Annotated in this window: 13 protein-coding genes; all 13 read right to left on the reverse strand. The window is 68.5% G+C overall.

Features of this window, described 5'->3' with window-relative positions; translation table 11 throughout:
* Positions 1–7: 7 nt before the first annotated feature.
* Positions 8–160 (reverse strand): hypothetical protein, encoded by a 153-nt coding sequence (locus tag ACOGXI_RS16310; protein ID WP_419939867.1) that lies wholly within the window; start codon positions 158–160, stop codon positions 8–10.
* 304 nt (positions 161–464) lie between these two features.
* The gene (locus tag ACOGXI_RS16315) at positions 465–2,264 is read right to left on the reverse strand and encodes an Ig-like domain-containing protein (RefSeq protein WP_419940232.1); all 1,800 of its coding nucleotides are present in this window, start codon (positions 2,262–2,264) and stop codon (positions 465–467) included.
* An 83-nt stretch (positions 2,265–2,347) separates the two neighbouring features.
* Positions 2,348–3,562, reverse strand: a complete 1,215-nt coding sequence (locus tag ACOGXI_RS16320) for a formylglycine-generating enzyme family protein (protein WP_419939868.1) — start codon at positions 3,560–3,562, stop codon at positions 2,348–2,350.
* Positions 3,563–3,664: 102 nt separating this feature from the next.
* Entirely contained in the window at positions 3,665–6,142 is a 2,478-nt protein-coding gene (locus ACOGXI_RS16325; RefSeq protein WP_419939869.1) for a phospholipase effector Tle1 domain-containing protein, read from the reverse strand.
* A gap of 351 nt (positions 6,143–6,493) precedes the next feature.
* A complete protein-coding gene (locus ACOGXI_RS16330) occupies positions 6,494–7,426 on the reverse strand; it encodes a formylglycine-generating enzyme family protein (protein WP_419939870.1) in 933 nt (310 codons plus the stop codon).
* Between the two features lie 548 nt (positions 7,427–7,974).
* Positions 7,975–8,883: a hypothetical protein gene (locus ACOGXI_RS16335; protein ID WP_419939871.1), complete on the reverse strand. Its 909-nt coding sequence runs from the start codon at positions 8,881–8,883 to the stop codon at positions 7,975–7,977.
* A 549-nt stretch (positions 8,884–9,432) separates the two neighbouring features.
* On the reverse strand, positions 9,433–10,755 hold the full coding sequence (locus tag ACOGXI_RS16340) for an IS1182 family transposase (protein WP_419937292.1): 1,323 nt from the start codon (positions 10,753–10,755) through the stop codon (positions 9,433–9,435).
* A 303-nt stretch (positions 10,756–11,058) separates the two neighbouring features.
* Entirely contained in the window at positions 11,059–12,204 is a 1,146-nt protein-coding gene (locus ACOGXI_RS16345; protein WP_419939872.1) for a toxin-antitoxin system YwqK family antitoxin, read from the reverse strand.
* A gap of 298 nt (positions 12,205–12,502) precedes the next feature.
* On the reverse strand, positions 12,503–13,324 hold the full coding sequence (locus tag ACOGXI_RS16350; RefSeq protein ID WP_419939873.1) for a carbohydrate ABC transporter permease: 822 nt from the start codon (positions 13,322–13,324) through the stop codon (positions 12,503–12,505).
* Positions 13,317–15,113, reverse strand: coding sequence for a carbohydrate ABC transporter permease (locus ACOGXI_RS16355; RefSeq protein WP_419939874.1), 1,797 nt, complete (start codon positions 15,111–15,113; stop codon positions 13,317–13,319). The genes ACOGXI_RS16350 and ACOGXI_RS16355 overlap by 8 nt, the downstream gene beginning before the upstream one ends.
* Entirely contained in the window at positions 15,110–16,429 is a 1,320-nt protein-coding gene (locus ACOGXI_RS16360) for an ABC transporter substrate-binding protein (protein ID WP_419939875.1), read from the reverse strand. Before ACOGXI_RS16360 ends, ACOGXI_RS16355 begins: the two co-directional genes overlap by 4 nt.
* Entirely contained in the window at positions 16,426–17,553 is a 1,128-nt protein-coding gene (locus ACOGXI_RS16365) for an ABC transporter ATP-binding protein (protein ID WP_419939876.1), read from the reverse strand. The genes ACOGXI_RS16360 and ACOGXI_RS16365 overlap by 4 nt, the downstream gene beginning before the upstream one ends.
* Positions 17,550–19,808 carry an MGH1-like glycoside hydrolase domain-containing protein gene (locus ACOGXI_RS16370; protein WP_419939877.1) on the reverse strand — a complete coding sequence of 753 codons (2,259 nt, stop codon included), beginning with the start codon at positions 19,806–19,808 and terminating at the stop codon, positions 17,550–17,552. The genes ACOGXI_RS16365 and ACOGXI_RS16370 overlap by 4 nt, the downstream gene beginning before the upstream one ends.
* Between the last annotated feature and the right edge of the window lie 28 nt (positions 19,809–19,836).

The raw sequence follows: 19,836 nt of genomic DNA on the forward strand, positions 1-19,836 counted from the left end.
TGCAGTCTCATACGGATATGGCTTCGTGCTTGACGAGGTGAAGCCTGATCACTTTGGGAAGGGCGTCGGCATCGAAGTAGCAGACGGCCTCCCTGGCCATTGCCTTGAGGTCGGCCCAGTCGTCCTCCGTGACTTCGAAGATGATCTCGGTTGATGGCATCGGGTGTCCTCCATCGATTCGCGGTTCCCGGAAGTTACCGTTACACGGTCAACAGACGGACATCGTAGGAAAAGGGACGAGACCCGATAAAGCGGACTCCGGCGGCGGCCGGATGCGCCCGATTCACGAGTCCGTTGCTCTGTTCGGGAACGAGCACGGACGGCACCCTCAGCAGCAGTGCTTGTACACGCGCTCAAGCGCAAGACTGCACACGCAAAATGGGCAAACGCCCGCACCCGGACAATCTCGCTCCCGGGGACTCTCCGGCGGACGGATCTAACGGAGCCTCAGCCGATTAGTGGCCTTAGCGCTCGGGGATTCCGCGGCTGAACAGCGGTCCGATGTCCGGTGCCGAGGACAGCGTTCCTGCGTCGGCCTCTGCCATGTTGCCTGCAATGTCCGGTGGCAGATCCCGAAGGATACCACGTATCTGGCCGGACGCGTCGCGCAGGATGGCCATGGGACGGTCCGTCTGACGGTCGAGCACAGCCCGTCCGGCGGGACCGGCGAGCGTGATGCTCGCGAGGGCATCAACCATTCCGGAACGGACGGGAAGCGCGAAGGCGAAGTCGCCGCCCCCCGTCTCGTGTGCGACCTCGGACATCCTGAAGCTGAGCGAGAACAACTCCTCGCCCTCGTGACCGTGCCCCCTGATCTCGTAGTCGCCGGGCGACCGTGGGAGTGCGGGCGCGGCCTCGAGCAGAAAGGAGGGCTCGAGGAACGGATCACCCCTACCATCCACGCCGCCCCACAGAAGAAGCGCCCGAGTCGGTGCTGCGCCGGCATCCGCGCCGGTGGACACCCTGTAGCGAAACGCTTTATTGAACGAATAGTCGCTGATCCAGCCGGGCGAACAATAGGACATCACGTCGGCCGTGCTCGGTGGGATCAACGACCCGCCATCACGGAAGTCGTATCCCCAGGCTCCGATCGAACCATCCGGGTACGGGTAGGATGGGTCCGGGTCCGCGCTGCCGCACGGAGCATGGCGAAGGAAGAGGTTGTGTCCAAGTTCATGAGCCATGGTCGGACCGCGCGGAATCGAGACGCTGGCCCGGCCGCCCACTTGGGCGATGCCCCCGCCGGCAAAGCCGCCCAGCCTCCCGGACATCGTGCCCATATAGAAGCCGCTACCACCTTCCATGACTCTGATCGCCGACGTCTCTCCGAGCAGCGCCGTCGCATTGTTGCTTGTGCTCAGCACGGGATCGTGCGCCGTCACATCGAGACTCCGGACCGGCAGCAGCGTTCGGGTCTCCCGGAACAGTGCGTGGTTGTCGGGGTCCCCCGCCATCTCCCGGACGATGTCGAGAATCGCCGAGTCGGGCTCGGCACTCCAGAGAAACGGAATCAGCGTGAGGTCGAGGCGAGGCATGTCGTGCACCTCGACCGACGCGCGACCCATCCGCGGGATGCGCCTCGTGGACAAGAGGCCCCGCTCCAGCGTCCCGTCCGGGTCGATCTCGATCACCAACTCGAGCCCCGGGCGGACGATCTCGCCGGGGATCGTCGCGTTGGCGGACCGCAGAAGGTCGCCTTCCTCGACCTTCGCCGGGATCGCCCCGCTCTGCGCCGGGATGACCACCTCATGCGCTTGTGCCCCGCCGAGGTGGAATCTCGCACGCACTGGAGGCAGGCCCGCACCCGTGCTGCGGCCGGCGGTGACGAAGACGCGGAGCAGGGCATCCCGGCCCGCGACCAGAGGCACAGCGGCCCTCCGGGACTGGACGGCCTGCGTGAGGTAAGCCATCACGCGCACGGTCGCCTCGGCGGACCCCGTGGCCGAACCTGCCTGCGCGGTCACCCTCGCGGTGCCGTCCCCCACCGCGGTCAGGAGACCCGCACCGTCCACCCGCACGACGAGGGTATCGCTCGACGACCAGTCGAGATCGGCGCCCGCCAGCGTCCGGCCATTCTGATCGATAACGCTCGCCGTCAGCCGGGCCGTGGCACCCTGAACGGTCAACTCCACGGTCTCCGGCGTGAGGGTGACCGTTGAAGGTCTCGGAGCAGCGGGAGACGAAGGCGAGGCTGGATCCGACGTACCCTCGCCGCATGAGACGAGTGCGAAGATCGAAACGGCGCCGATCTTCCCGAGCCGCATCACGTCAGACCCCCGGCCGTGGGCCGGGACTCCATGCCACGGCCGGGATCTCCAGGAGCGCTGCGACGTGACAGCCCCGGAATTCAATTCAGGGTCCGGGCAACACGGAAACCGATGACGCCGGAGGTCCGCGTGCTGAATCCGCTCTCCCGGTCCGCGGACCGCAGGTCGTCCGGGCGACTGGATGAGAAACCACCGCGATGAACGCGCCAGTCGCAGTCTCCAGTCTCCGGGGCGGCCGTCCCATCCGTCGGAGCGTCCGAATAGCGGTCCGGCGTGACATTGCGGGCGCAGTCCTGCGTCCATTCCGCAACGTTCCCCAGTACGTCGTACAGTCCGAAGGCGTTCGGTGCGAACGACCCCACCGGTGCCATGTATCTGTATCCGTCCGAACACTGGGGGGCGACCCTCCCCTCCCGCAGATCGGGACCCATCGCTTCATACGCCGTGAGATCAAATCCGTTGGCGTAGCGGCATTGGTCCGATGCGCTCTCGCCCCAGTAGCGCGCCGTCTGCGTACCCGCCCTGGCCGCGTACTCCCATTCCGCCTCGGTCAACAGCCGGTAGCGCGCGCCCGTCCGCTCGGAGAGCCACGACACGTACGCCTGCGCATCGTTCCAGTCTACCTCAACGACCGGGTGCCGCCCCTCCGCCTCCCGGTATTCCCTCGTTTCGTCGCGCCAGAAATTGCCATCACATCCGCCGGCACGCTCGCACGCGTCCCACTCGGCGAACGTCACCTCGTACACTCCCACCGCGAACGGAGCCGGGATCGTCACCGAGTGCTGTGGACGTTCCCAATACTCACTCTCCTCCGACTCTGGCGAGCCCATCGTGAACGTGCCCGCCGGTACCACCACCATGCGTGGGCAGACGTCGCAGTCGCTGAAATTGGACCCCGGCGGGAATCTGGCCTGCAGCGCCTCCGCCTCGTTGAAGAGCTCAAGAGCCGCAACGTAGTGTTCTCCCTCCTGGGCTGTCAGTTCCAGATATCGGACCGCCGATGTCACCGCCATCTCCGCGTTCCCCGCCGCCAGCGCCGCCTCTGCATGCCGGAACCAGAAGGAATCGGGGATCTCGACGCCGTGCTCGGCCTGCAGTTCCAGAATCCGGTCGAGGGCCGCCAGAGCGGCGCGTGCATCCCCGTCCCGGGTGTACCCGTCCGCCTGCAAGAGGTAGCGATCCACCTGGATAGCGGGCGGCAAATCCTGTCCCATGGCCGCCACCGGAGCCGCCAGGGCCGCCAGTCCCACCACGAGCGCGGCGGTCGCGGACCGGCTTCGAGTAGAGTTCATCATCAGATCTCCGTAGCATGCGAAGTAAGGGAGGTTCCGACGACGACCGAGGCCAAGATGCCACGGCGTCGGGAACGGTGAGGTGACCCAGAGTCTGCCTGTCATTCAGCCTTCCCGTGAAATCGTCGGCTCACCCCGCCACATCGCGGCGGCGCGATCCTGGATTCTCCTGCGGGCCCACGCGGAGGCCACGTATGCGAGCACGACGATCATGAGGCAGAGGAGGCCCTGCCAAGATCCGAGCACCTTCCCGGTCGATTCAAGAAGTCTGACCAGAAGGTCGACCGCCCCTCCTCCCTTGGGCGGTGAGAACACCCAACGGAATGCCCCCTTGCCGGCACGGAGGAGCGTGTAGAGTCCCTGCTGATCGACAGCGAGAAGCGCGTATGACCCCGCCCCGGCGAGTACTGCCCACCGGAGGACCCGCTTCCACGCCAGTCCCATGTAGAGGGCCAAAGCGACGATCCAAACCGTGACGTTGGTCACCTCGAACCACTCATTGAGGTCGGCGAGCAGACCGTTTCTCGATGTCAGCCAGCTCCAAAGGATCCCCACGGCGAGAAGCAGGAGACAGGCCCGCCAGAGCACGTTCGTGCCCGTGCGAAACTGCTCCCAGGACAACAGGGCCTTGGCTAGGAAGTACGCTGAGGCCGAAGCGACGAAGCCCACACCCCCCGCCACGAAGAGGGCGCTGCCCAGTTCGCTCCCCGCCACGCCTGACGCCGCAGCCAGGAGCTCTTGCATGGCCTCGTGCCCGCCGGGCTCCCAGAACAACTCGCGCAAGAAGAAGTAAGAGCCGGTGAGGAAGAGAATCAGGAGCGAACCCTCCGCACCGAGACGCCGCGGCACCCACGGCTCCATGTCGAGCAGGTACCGCCGGTCCAGAACCCACGAGATTGCGGCAGCGAAAAGGGGCCACAGGATCGCCCACCAATTCGCACCCATGAGGCTCAACATCTCGTTCCAGTCGCCGCTTCCACGTGGGCCGAAGAAGACCCGCAGAAACACGAGAGCCACCAACAGGAAGGAGGCCGTGAACAACACCTGGGGCAGGACGAACCGAACCCGCCGGTCAGCCGTGGAACGCTGCGGCCTACGGTCTCTTGCCCGGTTGCGGATCCACCATGTCCAGAACACGAGGACCGGTGCCAAGAGTGCCCACGTCAAGAACTGTTCCCACGAATCGGACACGGACCATCCGCGGGTCTGATGGCGTGCGACGACCAGGCCGAGGGTCAGCGCGATGTTCAGAACGATCAAGTGGGACAGCCAGCGGAGGACCTGCCACCCGTGCGTGCTCGACCGGCCTCGTCGAGATCCACCTGCACGGATGAAGCGGGACAGCCAGAGGGGGACCTGCCACCGTCTCACGAGATCCGCCGGGAGGGACCGGGCCTTGTTCCAGAAGTTCCGGTTCGCCGTCGCCAGACGGCCAGCCACGGGGGTCAGGTCGACCTCGGCCGCCTGCCCCTTCCCGGTCCGACTAACCGTCCGTCCCGCGGGAACAGTTGCGGGTGCATATCCATCCGTTGCGGATCGAATGCGCTCGACAGCGCTCTCGTGGATTCGAACCTGTGCCCTGTCCTCGCACATGGCCCGGATATTCCTCGGCCTGTACCTGTACAGGGCCGCTATTCCCGACCGTGAATCGTACAGCTCATCATGAACGTTCCGCGCCGTTTCGATGCCACGCCGGGTCGACTTCGAGAAGCGCACTCCGAGCGACTCGGCTTTCTCCATCATCCAGAATAGGCTCACGAGGGACATGCCCTGCTTGGGGCGCCCACCACCCACATTGGCATGAGCCCCGGCAAACCAAACCTGAGTCACGACCTGCTTCGCACCCCGCGGTTTCGGGGGACCGTTGATCCGCTCATTCCACAGGATGGGCTCGAACGTCGTCCGCTCCTCATCGATGGCCAGCGCCTGGTAGCCGTAATCCACATTGGACGGCAAGAAGGTGTCCGGAAACTTGAAGCGGAACATCAAGTTCAGGATCTCTGCCTGATCCCTGAATGGGAGGCCCACTGCATCGACCGTGTCCCATACGCCAACCATCTGGATCGTCGCGGGTTCGTGGGTCTGCGGAAGCCCGGCCCGAATCCATTTGTCCACGTTCCTGGTCCATACCTCCCGATACGACGAACGATATGTCTTGTAGGCCCGGCGCACCCTCTCACGCAACGCGCGTCCCGTAAGTGGCACGCCATCTCCGCTCCCGCCACCTTTCACATCCACTATGCCGCATCTGCAGATCATGTCCGCCAGAGTTCGAACCGTAAAGGCTCCCCGGGAGAATCCAAACAAGTATATCCGGTCACCCGGTTCATAGACTCGTGCAAGGCTTGTGTAGAGCTGACGCACGTTGCGGGCGAGGCCAAGGCCGAACGCGCCGCCAAGGATTCTCAGAAGTCGAAGCTTCTGAGTGCCGACCCCATCGTCATAGAAGGCAATCTGCTCCTCACCGCTACCGGGCCGACCAGTGTGATCAAGCGCCTCGTACAGCTTGAAGACGTTCGTACCCCGCCGCTTGTAGGCGGAGTTCCAAGTGCCATCCGAACAGATCACTATGTTCTTCGCCACCGGTCACCGCCCTACGATCGGTTCCGGTACCAGGAGACAATCCAACTGCCGCCGGTTAGGCACTGACGCCACGGAGCATCTGCGGTTGCTATTCGTTTCACCGCCGGCTCCCGCAGCAGCAGCACTGCGGTTCCCCGCATCGCTCCGGCCCAACTTCGCCTTCGACTCATCCTGTCGTCCTTCCTGGTTTGGTCTGCGGACCGCTGCGGCGTTGCGGGTCGCTTTCGTTGGCCCCTGCGTCCCAACGCCGACCACTCAGCCCCGGGACCGAGCCGCTCACCGAGCCGGCTTTGCATATGTCGATTGGTGCCGGCAGCTGAAACCGACCATCGCGGACCGACGACCGTGCGGTCATCCCGATGGCGAGACGCTGCGGGCGACGCGGAATCCGGTGTTGTTGAGTCGCTCCCCAGGGGACTCACGGACACGATTCGCCGATCGCAGTTGTTCCGGCTGGCTGCCCCAACCGCCACCGCGTTGGACTCGCGTCGAGCAATCGCCGGACTCCCATGCGCCGCCGTCGACCGGCCCGCCCGAATAGCGTTCGTTCCAGCAATCCTGCGTCCACTCCCACACGTTGCCGAGAACATCATAAAGGCCGAACGCATTCGGGTCGTACGATCCCACGAGCGATGTCTCCAGGTGTCCGTCCGAGCAGGACACGGCCCTCCAATCCGGGTTGGCGGCGAGTGCCACGGAATCGGCTCCATTCGCGTACCGGCACTGTTCGGCCGAACTCCCGCCCCAGTAGCGCGCGGTCTCGTTCTGCGCTCGCGCGGCGTACTCCCACTCTGCCTCGCTCAGCAACCGGTACTCCTGGCCGGTCTCGTTCGACAGCCAGCGGACGTACGCTTGGGCCTCGTCCCAATTGACGTTGATCACCGGACGCCGCCCGCGACCCCAACCCTCGTTGTCCGGGATGACGCCGCCGCAGCTCCCTGCCCGTGCACAAGCCTCCCACTCGTCGAAGGTGATCTCGTAGACGCCCACGGCGAACGGCGACTGGAACGTCACATAGCGCTGCGGACCTTCAACCGCGACGAGCCGCTCCTCTTCGTCCACCTGAAGTTGGCGGTCGTCGATCCACGTCCACCGGACGGCTGTTCCCCGCTCATCGTACACGGCCCGCAGGCGACCCTCTTCGGATTCGGGCGATCCCATGACAAACGTCCCTGCCGGCACGACGACCATCTCCGGACACGAGGGACAGTCGCGAAACACGTCGCCCGGATCCAGGCTCAGCGCATCCAGCCCGGCCTGAGCGTTGACAGACCCCGCAAGCACGATGAGGGCCGCCGATTGGCTCGCTACAGCCCGCAGCAAAGACGCAAACCACGACGAGCGCCGATCTCTTACCCGCCGAGCGAATGAGTGCTCGGCGGAGCTGTCGCGCACTCTGGTCAATGTTGGACTCCTTCAATTTGGCCGCGTTGGCCGGACCGAAAGGGTCTCTCACGCGAGCGCCGGTACCGACGGCGGTTGAAGAGAACGTGTATCGAAGCAACGAAGCCCGAGCGGCCCGTCGAACCGGCCCCCCGCATGCTGATCACCGGTGTTCGCTGTCCTTAGCTCCAGTGTGTGTTTCGACCGCTCTCTTCAGGCGCTTCAAGTCGCGCTTGAGCGATTGGATCCCGAGACGCAGCCATCCAAGTGCAAGAACGATCACGATACCACTGACGGGAAGTACCCATTCATCCATCGGTTCCTCCTTTCCTATTGCTCGAAGCAGCGCGTCCGTGGCTCAGTCAACCGCCTGCAGCCCGCCGAACAGCAGCGGCCCACGCGCGCTCCGATTTCCTGCCGCGTATCGGGCGGGGGGTACGAACTGGCCGCTACTTGGCTTCGAGACGATCTTTCGCTCCAATCCGCCGACTCTCTTGCTCCTCAATGACCGCCTTCACCTGTTGAAGATCCTCTCTCAGAGCTCCAACCTTCCCCTCCAGCCGACCCTCAGCCTCGGCCAGATCCTTCTTTACCGCCGTGACCTCGCCCTTCAATCGACCCTCGGCGTCGGCGAGATCCTTCTTCACGCTCCCAACCTCCGAGGCAAGGCGCTTCTCCAGCCGACCTTCGGCCTCGGCCAGATCCTCCTTTACCGCCGTGACCTCGCCCTTCAATCGACCCTCGGCGTCCGCGAGATCCCTCTTCACGCTCCCAACCTCCGAAGCAAGGCGCTTCTCCAGCCGACCTTCGGCCTCGGCCAGATCCTCCTTTACCGCCGTGACCTCGCCCTTCAATCGACCCTCGGCGTCCGCGAGATCCCTCTTCACGCTCCCAACCTCCGAAGCAAGGCGCTTCTCCAGCCGACCTTCGGCCTCGGCCAGATCCTCCTTTACCGCCGTGACCTCGCCCTTCAATCGACCCTCGGCGTCCGCAAGATCCCTCTTCACGCTCCCAACCTCCGAAGTAAGGCGCTTCTCCAGCCGACCTTCGGCTTCGGCCAGATCCTCCTTTACCGCCTTGACCTCGCCCTTCAATCGACCCTCGGCATCCGCGAGATCCCTCTTCACGCTCCCAACCTCCGAAGTAAGGCGCTTCTCCAGCCGACCTTCGGCTTCGGCCAGATCCTCCTTTACCGCCTTGACCTCGCCCTTCAATCGACCCTCGGCGTCCGCCAAATCCTTCTTCAGGTCGTCCCTTATCTCCTTCATTTCCGAACGGAGTCCCTTTAGGATGGCAAAAACGTGTCCTACCAACGCGAGGCCGATGAAGACGAGTTGGAAGATTTCCGATGTAGTCACGGCTTGCCCCCCACAGGGAAAGTTGACGTCTTGGATGACGCCTTGGACATTGCTCGCCCAGGTTCAACTTGGCGGAGAGGATCGTCAAACAGGGTGCGCCGGTCGAGCAGCTCACCGAATGCCCCGGCAAGAGGTGATGGTTCGTCCAACGAGCCTCGGACGCGCAGCCAAGTGGCCCTGAGGGCCTGCTCGGCCTCGGCCCGGGCGAACAGGTCGACGCCGACGCGGTAGACGAGGTCGGTGTCGCGCCGAATCACCCGCCGCACGGGGCCGGAACCCGCGAGGGACTCGAGCTCGCTCGCCACGCACACGATGGAGCCGAGGTCCACCTGGGCGGCGGCGGGACGGAAGCCAGCTAGGAGCCTGCGCCGCAGGAGCGCGGCGGAAGCGATCGGATGCCGCCCGCGGGGTCCCGCGAGCCGAAGTATCGGTCGTTTTCCGGGCGGGAACGCGTTGTTGGCGGGGAGACGGCCCGGCGGGCGGCGTTCGGGCGGGGTCGCGGACCCCTTCTTGTGCCCCGGGGAACGCCCGACACGGGTTTCCGGCCCCTCACGCGGCCCGAAGGATGTGGAGGCGCCGCACGTTGAGCGCCAGACACACGAGATCCCACTCGCCGCGCACGTTCTCCAGGCCCCTCATGCTGAACCGCCGGAACCCCATCGCCTCCTTGATCCACCCGATGGGAGCCTCCGCGATCCACTTGCGCTTCGCGTACACCGCCCGGCCCTCCGGAGTCTTCAGCCTCTTCGCCATGCGCGCCCTCGCCGGGCACGTCTCCGGGTCGGGCTCCGCGGCCGCCCCGCCCTCCCGGCCCAGCGCCACGTAGCCGTCGATCCCCCGCGCATCCAGAGCCGCCAGGTCCTCCTCGTTCGAGTAGCCCGCGTCGGCCAGCACCTCGCCCGGCGTCTCCCCCAACCGCCCGGACACCTCGTCAACCCGTTCCACCAACTGCCCCTGGTCGCTCGCGTTGTCGGTCACCTCCGCCCCCAACACCAGCTGGCTCTCGCCGTCGACCACCGCCTGCGCGTTGTAGCACTGCTGGTAGCCCTCCGTGCTCGTCCGCATGATCCGGCTCTCCGGATCCGTGAAGTTCGTCTGCGAGTCCGCCTCCGGCTCCCCGTAGTCCAGCTTGTACGGACTCCCCCCCTTCGGGTTGCGATCCCACTCCGGCTCCCGGCCCCGCGCGTCGTCGCGCTCGCGGGCCTCCGCCTCCAGACGAGCCTGCGCCGCCCGGATCGCCGCCAGCCGGTCCTCCCGCCGCTTCAACTCCTTCGGCAGCTCGTCGCCCCGAACGTCCTCCCCGTGCCGCTCGTCCTCCTCCGCGTCGGCCGCCTCCGCACGCGCCAGCAACTCCGCGATCTCCGCCTCCAGGCGCGCCTCCTCCGGACCCATCCGCCCGTAGCTCATCGCCTTCCGCTTGCTCGCGTTCGCCCGAACCTTCGTCCCGTCCACCGCCACCCGGCCCAACCCCGCCAGACCCAGTTCCCGCGCCAGAAGCACCACCTCCGCGAACAACGCACCGAACGCCTTCAGGTTCCTCTTCCGGAACTCGCACAGCGTCCGGTGCGCCGGAAAGTTCCCCGCCGCCAGCATCCTGAGCGGCACGTCCTCCTCCAGCTTCCGCGCCAGCTTCCGAGACGAAAACACCCCCGTCGCGTACCCGTACACCAGCACCTTCACCATCATCCGCGGATCGTACGGACTCCGCCGCCGCCCGTCCCCCTCGTAACGCGCGTAGAAAGCCGACAGGTCCGCCGCGTCCACCAGATCGCTCACATGATGCGCCAAGTGCCCCGCCGGCACCCACTCACGAAGATCCTGAGGCAGCAGCAACTGCTGGTCCGGATCGTACGGACGGAACCTCGTCCTCATCCTCTCCGGATCGTACGGTAGAGACCTCGCACTCATCGCCAACTCCCCGCGCCGAACGTGAACCCGTCACAGCACGGCATCACCATAGCCAGCCGAACCGCGCCGCACCATCGGCTTCTACGGCGCAAGCTCCTAGGAAGACCACCCCCGCCAGCGTGCGGGCGGCCGCTGCTGACGCCCGTCTCGAGCCCGGACTCATCGACAGGGATTCCACTCGGGGATCGCATTCGGCGGTCGTAACGGCTCCACCGCCCCGGTCGTTCCCACAGGTCTTGCCGCTTCGCACACGGGGCCCGGCCGCGCTCATGGTCTCGGCCTTGGTTTGTTCAGGAGTGCGGAGCATCGGGCCCTGATGGTCGGTGCGTCCGGATCGCGGAGACCGATCGTGTGACCGGCGGTCTCCTCACCGTTGACGTACGAGATAAGCCAAGCGATGACCTCGCCCGGGTCACGCGCGCACTCGATTGCGCTCCCGCCCAGCTCGCCGTTCACGTACGGAGTCTCTTTGACGTTTCCGTTCGAGAACCACCAGGTCCAAGTGCCCTGCCGCTGACCGCTGGCGTAGGGCCCTGCGCCGATGTCGCCGTCCCCGTACCGAATGACCCAGTTGCCGTGCGGCGTGCCGTCAACGTAGGTGCCTTGCGCAGTCTGCTGTCCGTCGCCGTAGCGCCAGTGTTCCGCCCCCGGTCCCTGCGCATAGCCGCCGACACACTCGCCACTCCAAGTGACCGTTGCGCCCGCCGCGAGACCCTCGTTCCAGAGATGGCACCCGGGCTGGTTGGCCACTTCCATCCAGCACTCGGAGCCCAGGGGCTGCCCCGCGCACGTCTCAAGGCGGACCGCGGGAGGCGTGGCGGTGCTCTGCGCCCCGCCAATCGGACCCGGCTCGCCCGGCTCTCGCTCGGCACTCTCGGTACCGGGGACCGCGCCCGCGCTGACGACCCAGCTCTCCGCGACCAGCACCTCGTAGCCGGCGCCATCGTAGTGGGTCGCGAAGCGCGTGTTGACTGTGGTCGCGTTCTCCTCGGCCGCCTCCGCGCTCCTCCCGTAGCCCACGGCGAAGGCCTGGAACCTCGGGTCGTCCGGGTCCAGCGTCAGATCGCCCCGGACCGCCCCCGTGTACCGGACGATCGCCACATGGTTGTCCCCGGGGTCGGACCACACACACGACACCTCCGCGTGCTCGCCCAACTCGGCAAGCAGGGTCCGTTCCGTCCCTTCCCGGTCCTCGGCCCGGACGCCAACCCGGTAGACCAGCGCTACGTCCTCGGTGATCAGGCGCCGCACCGGGCTCGAACTGTCCAGCGTCTCCAACGCACTCCCCACGCACGCCACGGCGGCGTCTCCGGCTTGGTGGGCGGCGGCCGGGGAGGAGCCCGGGAGCAGGACGGTCGCGGCCAGCAGCCCTCGCGCCCCGGTACGGGCGAGGTTCAGTTCCAAGTGGCTCATTTCAAACAGCCTTCCCGCATCCGACAGTCGCTAATCCCCAGCGGTTCGATCCCGGCCCGCTCCACGCGAACTCCGCCGGGCCGGACCCTACGCGATCGACTCAAGAGGCCACGTTCCTAACTCAGGGCTACGGTGCCCCCCTAAATTGGGGGGGATTCTTGGATGAGGAAAGGGCCCCCTCGGCGCGGGCGGTCACTGGGCAGCTGCCGTTCCGCCTATCGGTCATACCGGTGATAGATCCGCGCTCTGCAACGAGACCGGACGGGTGACGTGGCTGAGCCCGCCGAGAGAGCGAGGGCTACCGGATCCCTTCCAGCTGGATTCCGCGCACGAAATACCGTTGGGTGAAGAGAAAGAGGAGGGCGATCGGCAGCACCGCGGCGACGCCGGCCGCCATCTGGTAGGGCCAGTTGATCTCGTAGGTCGAATGGAAGGCGGCGATCCCCACCTCGACGACCCGCATTTCCATGGATCGGGTGACGAGGAGCGGCCACAGCAGGTTCTTCCACGCATCGACGAACGCGAACAGAGCGAGCGTGGCCACGGCGGGCTTCGCGAGCGGCAGCGCGACGCTCCAGAAGATCCGCACCCGTCCGGCCCCGTCCACGCGCGCGGCGTCCTCCAGCTCCTGCGGCACCGTCCGAAAATACTGACGCATGAGGAAGATACCCCACACCGAGACGAGTTCCGTGGAGATGAGCCCCTGGTAGGTGTCGATCCAGCCGAGGGTCTCGATCATGAGGAAGCGGGGGATGAGGACGACGACCGCCGGCACCATCATCGTCGACAGGAAGAGCATGAAGAGCCCATTCCGCCCCGGAAATTCGAGGCGGGCGAAGGCGTATCCGGCCGTGGCCGAGGTCGCGACCTGGCCTGCGGCCACGGCAGTCGCGAACACGAGCGAGTTCAGGAAGTAGCGCCCGAAGGGCTGGACCGTCAGCGCCTCGGGATAGTTCGACCAGCGCGGCGTCTGCGGCACGAGGCCCTCGCCGGCGAACACCTCCAGCTGTCCCATGAGGCTCGTGAGCGCCATCCACGCGAAGGGCGCCGCCATGAGGAGGCATGCCGCGGCGAGGAGGAGCCCGCGCGCCGTCCGGGACGCGATCGCGCGCCTAGCCATGGGCACGGCGTGTGTCGAGGAGGCGGAAGTGCAGCCACGTGGCGGCGAACACGACCGCGAACAGCAGCCAGCTCATGGCGGCGGCGTTGCCGAACTGCAGGAACTCCCACGCCTCCCGGTAGATGTGATAGACGGCGACATCGGTGGCGCCCAGCGGGCCGCCCTCGGTCATCACGTAGACGAGTCCGAACACCTGGAAGGATCCGATCACGGACGTGACGAGGACGAAGAACAGGGTGTGGCGCAGGCCGGGCAGGGTGACGTGGCGGAAGCGCTGCCACGGCCCCGCGCCGTCGACCCGGGCCGCGTCGTACCAGTCGCGCGGGATGGCGGCGAGGCCCGCCTGAAAGACGACCATCTGGTAGCCCACGACCATCCAGATGCCGATGAGCATCAGGCTGATGAGCGCGGTGTCGGGCGAGGTGAGCCACGGGACGGACTCGAGCCCGGCGCGCTCCAGACCCCGGTTCAGGACTCCGTACCGGTCGCTCAACAGCCACTTCCATACGACCGCGATCGCCGCCACGCTCGTGATGCCGGGCAGGAAGAGGGCGAGCCGGGCCCAGCGCATGGCGCGGCGCGACCCCCGGGTAAGGAGCGCGAGGGCGAGCGCGAGGGCCATCGCGGCGGGCACGTGCAGGGTGAACAGCGCGGTGTTCCCGATCGCCGACCACCATTCGCCGTCCGTGAGGAGCGCCGCGTAGTTGTCGAGTCCAAGGAAGAGGGGCGCGGGGTCGATGAGGCGCCATTCGTGCAGCGAGATCCACAGCGAGAAGAGGAGCGGCCCGAGGGTGAACGCGAGGATGAGGGCCGCTGCCGGGGCGAGGAGGCCCCAGGCCGCCAGCGTTCGGCGCAGGGCGCGGGGGCGGGCCGCGAGTTGCACGAGGTGGAGCGCGAGGGCGACCAGCAGGGCGGCGAGCCCGCCGGCTGCGGTCAGCGGAAGGGCGGGCGAGGCCGTGTGTTCGTATCCGAGAAAGGCGAGGTGGATGTCGGCGATGCGGGCCGCGTGCCAGGCGGCGCCGTTCGCCTCCACCGTGTGCGGTGTGCCGGTCGGCGTCTCCGGGGGCGGCGCGAGAGGCGGGGCCGCGCCCCGTTCGGGCGAGGCGGCGATGGCCGACGCGACTTCGGCCGGCATGGTCCACTGCCCGTCCGCGGACTCCAGCGCACGGTCCCTGGCCCACGGAAGGTGGGCGACCCGGGCGGCACGGGGCGGATCCGCGCCGGTCGCCATGGCGAGTTCGACGGCTCCCGCGGCCCGGGCCACCGTGACGGCACTCAGCGCGCGGAGTTCGCGGTCCGCCCACCGCTCGGCGGCGACCGCCGTCAGGGCGATGCAGCCGACCGCGAGGAGCGCGACGCCCGCCGGGTAGCGCCGGCGCGTCGGCCCCCGGCGCCGGCCCGCGGCCCAGCCCCAGACGAGCGCGACACCCGCGAGCGCGATGATCGCGGCGATGGCAGGGAAGGCCGCCCAGGGGCCGCCCGTCCGGCGCGGCGCGACCGCGATCCAGGCGGCGGGGTCGAGTGCGCCGGCCTCGTAGGTGTGTGCCCCCGCCCCTTCGCCTCCCTCGTCGGCGTCGAGGATCGTCGCACGGTCACCGAGCAGTCCGGCAACGGCCCGGGCGCCGCCTCCCTCCTCCCACAGCGCCGCCGCCATGCGCGCCTCGGCTGCCGCCGACGCTACCCGTACGCTCTGGACCCGTCCGGCGGCGATGGCCAGCACCAGCGCCACGCCGGCGGCCAGGACGACGACGGCGAGGGCGGCGAAGGCCGGCTGCCGAGTGCCGTTCATCGCCCGAACTCCGCGTCGATGCGGCGGGCCACGTCCGAGGCGCTCGAGGCGAGGGACTCTCCGCGCACCAGGCGGCGGTCCATGATCTCCACCGCCAGCGCCTCGATGCGGGAGAAGTCGCGCACCCGGGCGCCCCACGTCATCCGCGCGCCTGCCACCAGCGCGATGAACGCATCCTCGACTCCCGTGCCGTCCGCCGCGGCGATCTCCGCCGCCACGTCCATGCGCGAGGGGATGGCGAGTCCTGACCGCGCCCGGATGCGCTGCGCTTCGGGCGAGGCGAGGAAGCCGGCCAGGTCGATGGCCCGCCGCAGGTTCGGCGCGTTGGGCGGCACGGCCCACCCCGACGCGTACAGCACGCTGGTCGCCGCGGTCCGCGAGGGATGGTGCGGAATCGGGACGATTGCCAGGTCCAGGGCGCCCGCCTCCACCAGGTCGCGGAACACGGGGAGCGTCCAGTGGCCGGAGAGCAGGAACGCCTGTCTGCCCGATGCGAAGCGCGCCTCCCGCGCGGGGTCTCCCTGCTGGACGAACTGCGCGCCCGGGGTGAGGCCGTCCTCCGCCAGGGCCGTGAGGAAACGGTACGCCTCCAGGGCTTCCGGCCCGTCCAGGTACCCCGCCGCGCGGCTGCCGCCGGGCGCCAGGATGTCCCCGCCCGCCGACCATACGAACGGCACCCATTGGTACAGGTTGCGCGGGAAGTCGAACCCGAACACGTCCCTCCGGCCGTCCCCGTCGGTGTCCGCGGTGACCGCCTCCGCCGCGCGCCGGAAGTCCGTCCAGGTCCAGCCGGGCGCGGGCAGAAGGTCCTCGACGCCCGCGGCGGCGAGCACGCTCCGGTTCGCGTACAGGACCATGGGCGTGAAGTCCTTCGGCAGCGCGAACATGGATCCGCCCCGGCGGAACGCGTCCGCCACCTGCCCGAACACGCTGTCCGGCCGAAATCCGAGCGCCTCCCGATATGGAGCGAGATCCAGCGCCAGCCCGCGCTCCACAAACGTGGGGATGTCGGGCGAGTCCATGAGGTACACGTCTGGCGGACGCCCCGCCGCGATCGAAGTCAGCAGCCGCTCCTCGTAGCCGTTGGGCGCCGATTCGAGCACGATCCGCACGCCGGGGTGCAGGGCTTCGTAGCGGTCCGCGACCTGGCGTTCGATCTCCAGTTCGTGTCCTCCGGCCCAGAGGGCTACGCGCAGCACGGCGTCGGACCGGTCGGGGGCGCAGGCGACCGCCGAGAGAACGGCCGTGGCCAGGATTGCGGCGCGGCTGGTGACCGCTCGCGGCGACCGGCTTGCCCGCGGCCGGGGACTCGTCATTGCGCTGACGGCCGGCTCATCGGCCGCGGCGCGGCGTCGTCGCGGCGGCCATCCGGACCGAACAGGTGGCTGCGCTCCCACGCGACCGAGACGCTCACCCGATCGCCGGGAGCGATCCGGAGGGCGGGGGACGCCCGCGCCACCCACGCCGCCTCGCCGGGGCCGTCCAGGTGCACGCGCTGCTCGCTCCCCAGCGCCTCGACGCGGAGCACGGTGGCCCGGAAGTCGGCGGCCTCGCGATCCCCGCCGGGCCCGTCGCCATCTCTCTTCGCAGCCACGGCGAGGTCTTCGGGGCGCACCGCCAGCGTGCCGCGGCCGACGCCCGCCGGCGCGCGGACCGCGAACGGACCACCGACGAGGCGACCCCCTTCGCCGCGGTCCAGGGCGATGCGGTTGATGGGCGGCGATCCCACGAAGCCCGCCACGAACAGGTTGCCCGGTCGGCGGTAGACCTCATCCGGCGTGCCCACCTGCTGGAGCCGGCCGCGATCCATCACCGCGACCCGCTGGCCCAGCGAGAGCGCTTCCACCTGGTCGTGCGTCACGAAGATCATCGTCGTGCCGAGGCGCCGGTGCAGGGCGGCGATCTCGTCGCGGGTCCGCAACCGCAGTTCCGCGTCGAGGTTCGAGAGCGGTTCGTCGAACAGGAACACGCCCGGATCGCGGACCATGGCGCGTCCCAGAGCCACCCGCTGGCGCTGTCCCCCGGACAGCTCGCCGGGCTTTCGAGACAGGAGGTCGGCGAGCCCCAGAACGGCGGCCGCCTCCGAGACGCGCCGCTCGATCTCGTCGCGCGGGGCGCCGCGTACGCGAAGGCCGAAGCCGAGATTCCCGGCCACGGTCATGTGCGGGTAGAGGGCGTAGCTCTGGAACACCATGGCCACGTCCCGCGCCCCCGGCTCGATGTCGTCGGCGCGCCGTCCTCCGATCCACACTTCCCCCGCGGTAGGTTCGATGAGGCCGGCGATGAGGCGCAACAGCGTGCTCTTGCCGCACCCCGACGGGCCCACCAGCACCATCAGCTCCCCGGCCCGCACCGCGAGGTCCAGCGGTCGCACGGCCACGACCTCACCGTACCGCTTCTCCACGCCACGCAGTTCAACGCCCTGCGGCACGCGACTCACGGAGCCCACGGAACCCGCAACGCCTCGCCGCGCGGCTGGTCGAACCGCTCTCCGTCCACGGTGGCGCTCACCCGCCGGGGTTCCACGTCCACGCACACGGTGCGCCCCCTCGCGACGACGGGTCCCAGCGACACGCGGGCGGGACCGTTCGGCAGCGGTCGCACCTCGATGCCCGACGCGTCCAGGTGGAGTCCGGCGAATCCGCGCGCCAGCAGATCGAGGATCCACGAGTGCTGGTAGTCGTCGATGCCCCGGAAGTGGCACGCGCGGCCCGTGTGCGGGTTGTAGTGCTCGAAGCAGTTGGGGCGCGAGGGATCGCCGTCGGTGAACATCATGCGCGCGAAGCGCCCCAGCATGTCGGCCGCCAGCGCGCCGGCCCGCGCGCTCCCGCTGCTCCCGCTGCGCCAGCAGCGCAGCAGCCCCTCGATCACATGGCTCGTGGTCATCGGCCAGACGCGTCCGTTCCACGGACAGTTGCGGCGCTTCCCTCGCCAGATGCCCTCCGCCGAGAATCGCGGATCATCCACGCTCGACGAAGGCAGCGGGAAGCGCGTGCCGAACGTCCCGGGATCCTCGAGGTGGTCGAGCAGGGCGTCGAGGCGGGCGCCGCCCACCCGTCCGGTGAGCAGCGGGTAGAATCCCACCGCCGCCTTCACGCCGGTGCGCTCGCCGGTGCGCCCGTTCACGTCCGTAAACAGCCGAGCCTCGGCCGACCACATGCGTTCGTCGATCGCCTTCCAGCAGCGGTCCGCGAGCCCGCGCCACTCGGTCTCGTCGCCCGCCCGCGCCAGGCGGCGCGCCACGGAGGCGAGGGCGCGGAACAACTGGTGCGCGTAGACCGTCACGTCGATCCCCTTGAGGCGGAGGCTCGGCCGCCACCCCGCTACGTCGGCCTCCTCGTCCACGGCCATGTAGCGCGACATGTACTCCTGTCCCGTCTCGAAATGGTTCGTGACCGTGAACATCCCCGACGCCTCGGCGTCGCGCTCCGCCGTCAGCCAGCGGGCGTAGCGCGACAGCCCCTCGTAACAGCGGGCCAGCGCTGCGGCATCGGGGTGCATGTCATCGACCGCGAGCAGCGCGTCGCCCCAGTTGGCGTGGTAAAAGTCGGTTCCCTCGAGGCGTTCGGGATAGAGGCGCCCGTGGAACGAGCCATCGGGCTTCTGGTTGTCGACGAAATTCAGGAGCGAGCCCCACGCCTCGCGCCCGCCCTTCCGCCAACGCATCTCCATCATGTGGCACTGCGCGCTGTAGGCGATCGGCACGTGGAAGTACTCCGGACCCTCGGCGATGGCGGGGTGTCGCACCGAGCCCCACGGACCCTCGATGCGGTTCAGGCCGAGACCGTAGATGCGGTAGTCGAAAGTGCGGTCGAGATATGGATCGCCGCACCGGAAGTGCGGGAAATCGCCGAAGAAGGACTCCCAGGTGGAGGCTGCCGGGGGCCCGCCGCCGGGGTGCGCTCCGGACATCGAGGCCGGGCCCCGGGCCTCGCCGCCCCGGGGATGGAGGGTCAGCCGGAAGGTTGGCGCCTCACTGTCGTCCGTCCCTCCGCGCGGAAGCGCGACGGCGATCCAGATCCACCCGGAGCGGCGTCCGCCCGCGTCCGCCGCGTTCCCCGGGACACCGCCCCCGTCCGCGAAGGGGGAGTGTCGCCATTCGGCCGCCCCGCGACCTTCGGACGGCACGATGCGCCGCCACGCGGGCGAAATGGAGCCCGCGAGTTCCACGCGCAGGACCAGTTCCTGCCCCCGCCGGTCCGAGACGACCCGCGTCCAGCCCACCCCGGCCATCGTGGGTTCCACTCCGCCCGTCGCGTCCGCCGGCTGCGCGGTGAAGCCGACGACGTATCCCTCGAGTTCGGCGGGCACGTACCACGAGGATTCCAGGATTCCGCCCGGCAGCACCTGGCGGTGCTCCTCCAGGATGACGCCTCGCGCATCCCGCCATGTGGCGACCAGCCGTCCCGGCCGCCACCGGCGTGGCGTCAGCTCGCTCCCGTCGGGGCCGCGGGTCGCTCTTCGGAGGGGGATTTCGGCTCCGTCCGGGCGGACGAGAGCCACCGAGAACCCCGGGCCGATCTCGTGCTGCAGCAGGTGAACCGGATCCCAGAACCCCGGCCGGTGGAGCCACCGCGGAAACGGCGGCGCCCACACCACGCCGTCGAGCCCGCCCAGGAACCACTTGTCATCGCGAGCCAGCGCCGCGATGCGAGCCTTCGGCGAAACGGCGGAACGGGACGGGCGGAGGTTCATGGGAACACCATCGAACCGCCCGGGTCGC

It is taken from the genome of Candidatus Palauibacter sp., from assembly GCF_965208055.1.
GTDB lineage: Bacteria > Gemmatimonadota > Gemmatimonadetes > Palauibacterales > Palauibacteraceae > Palauibacter.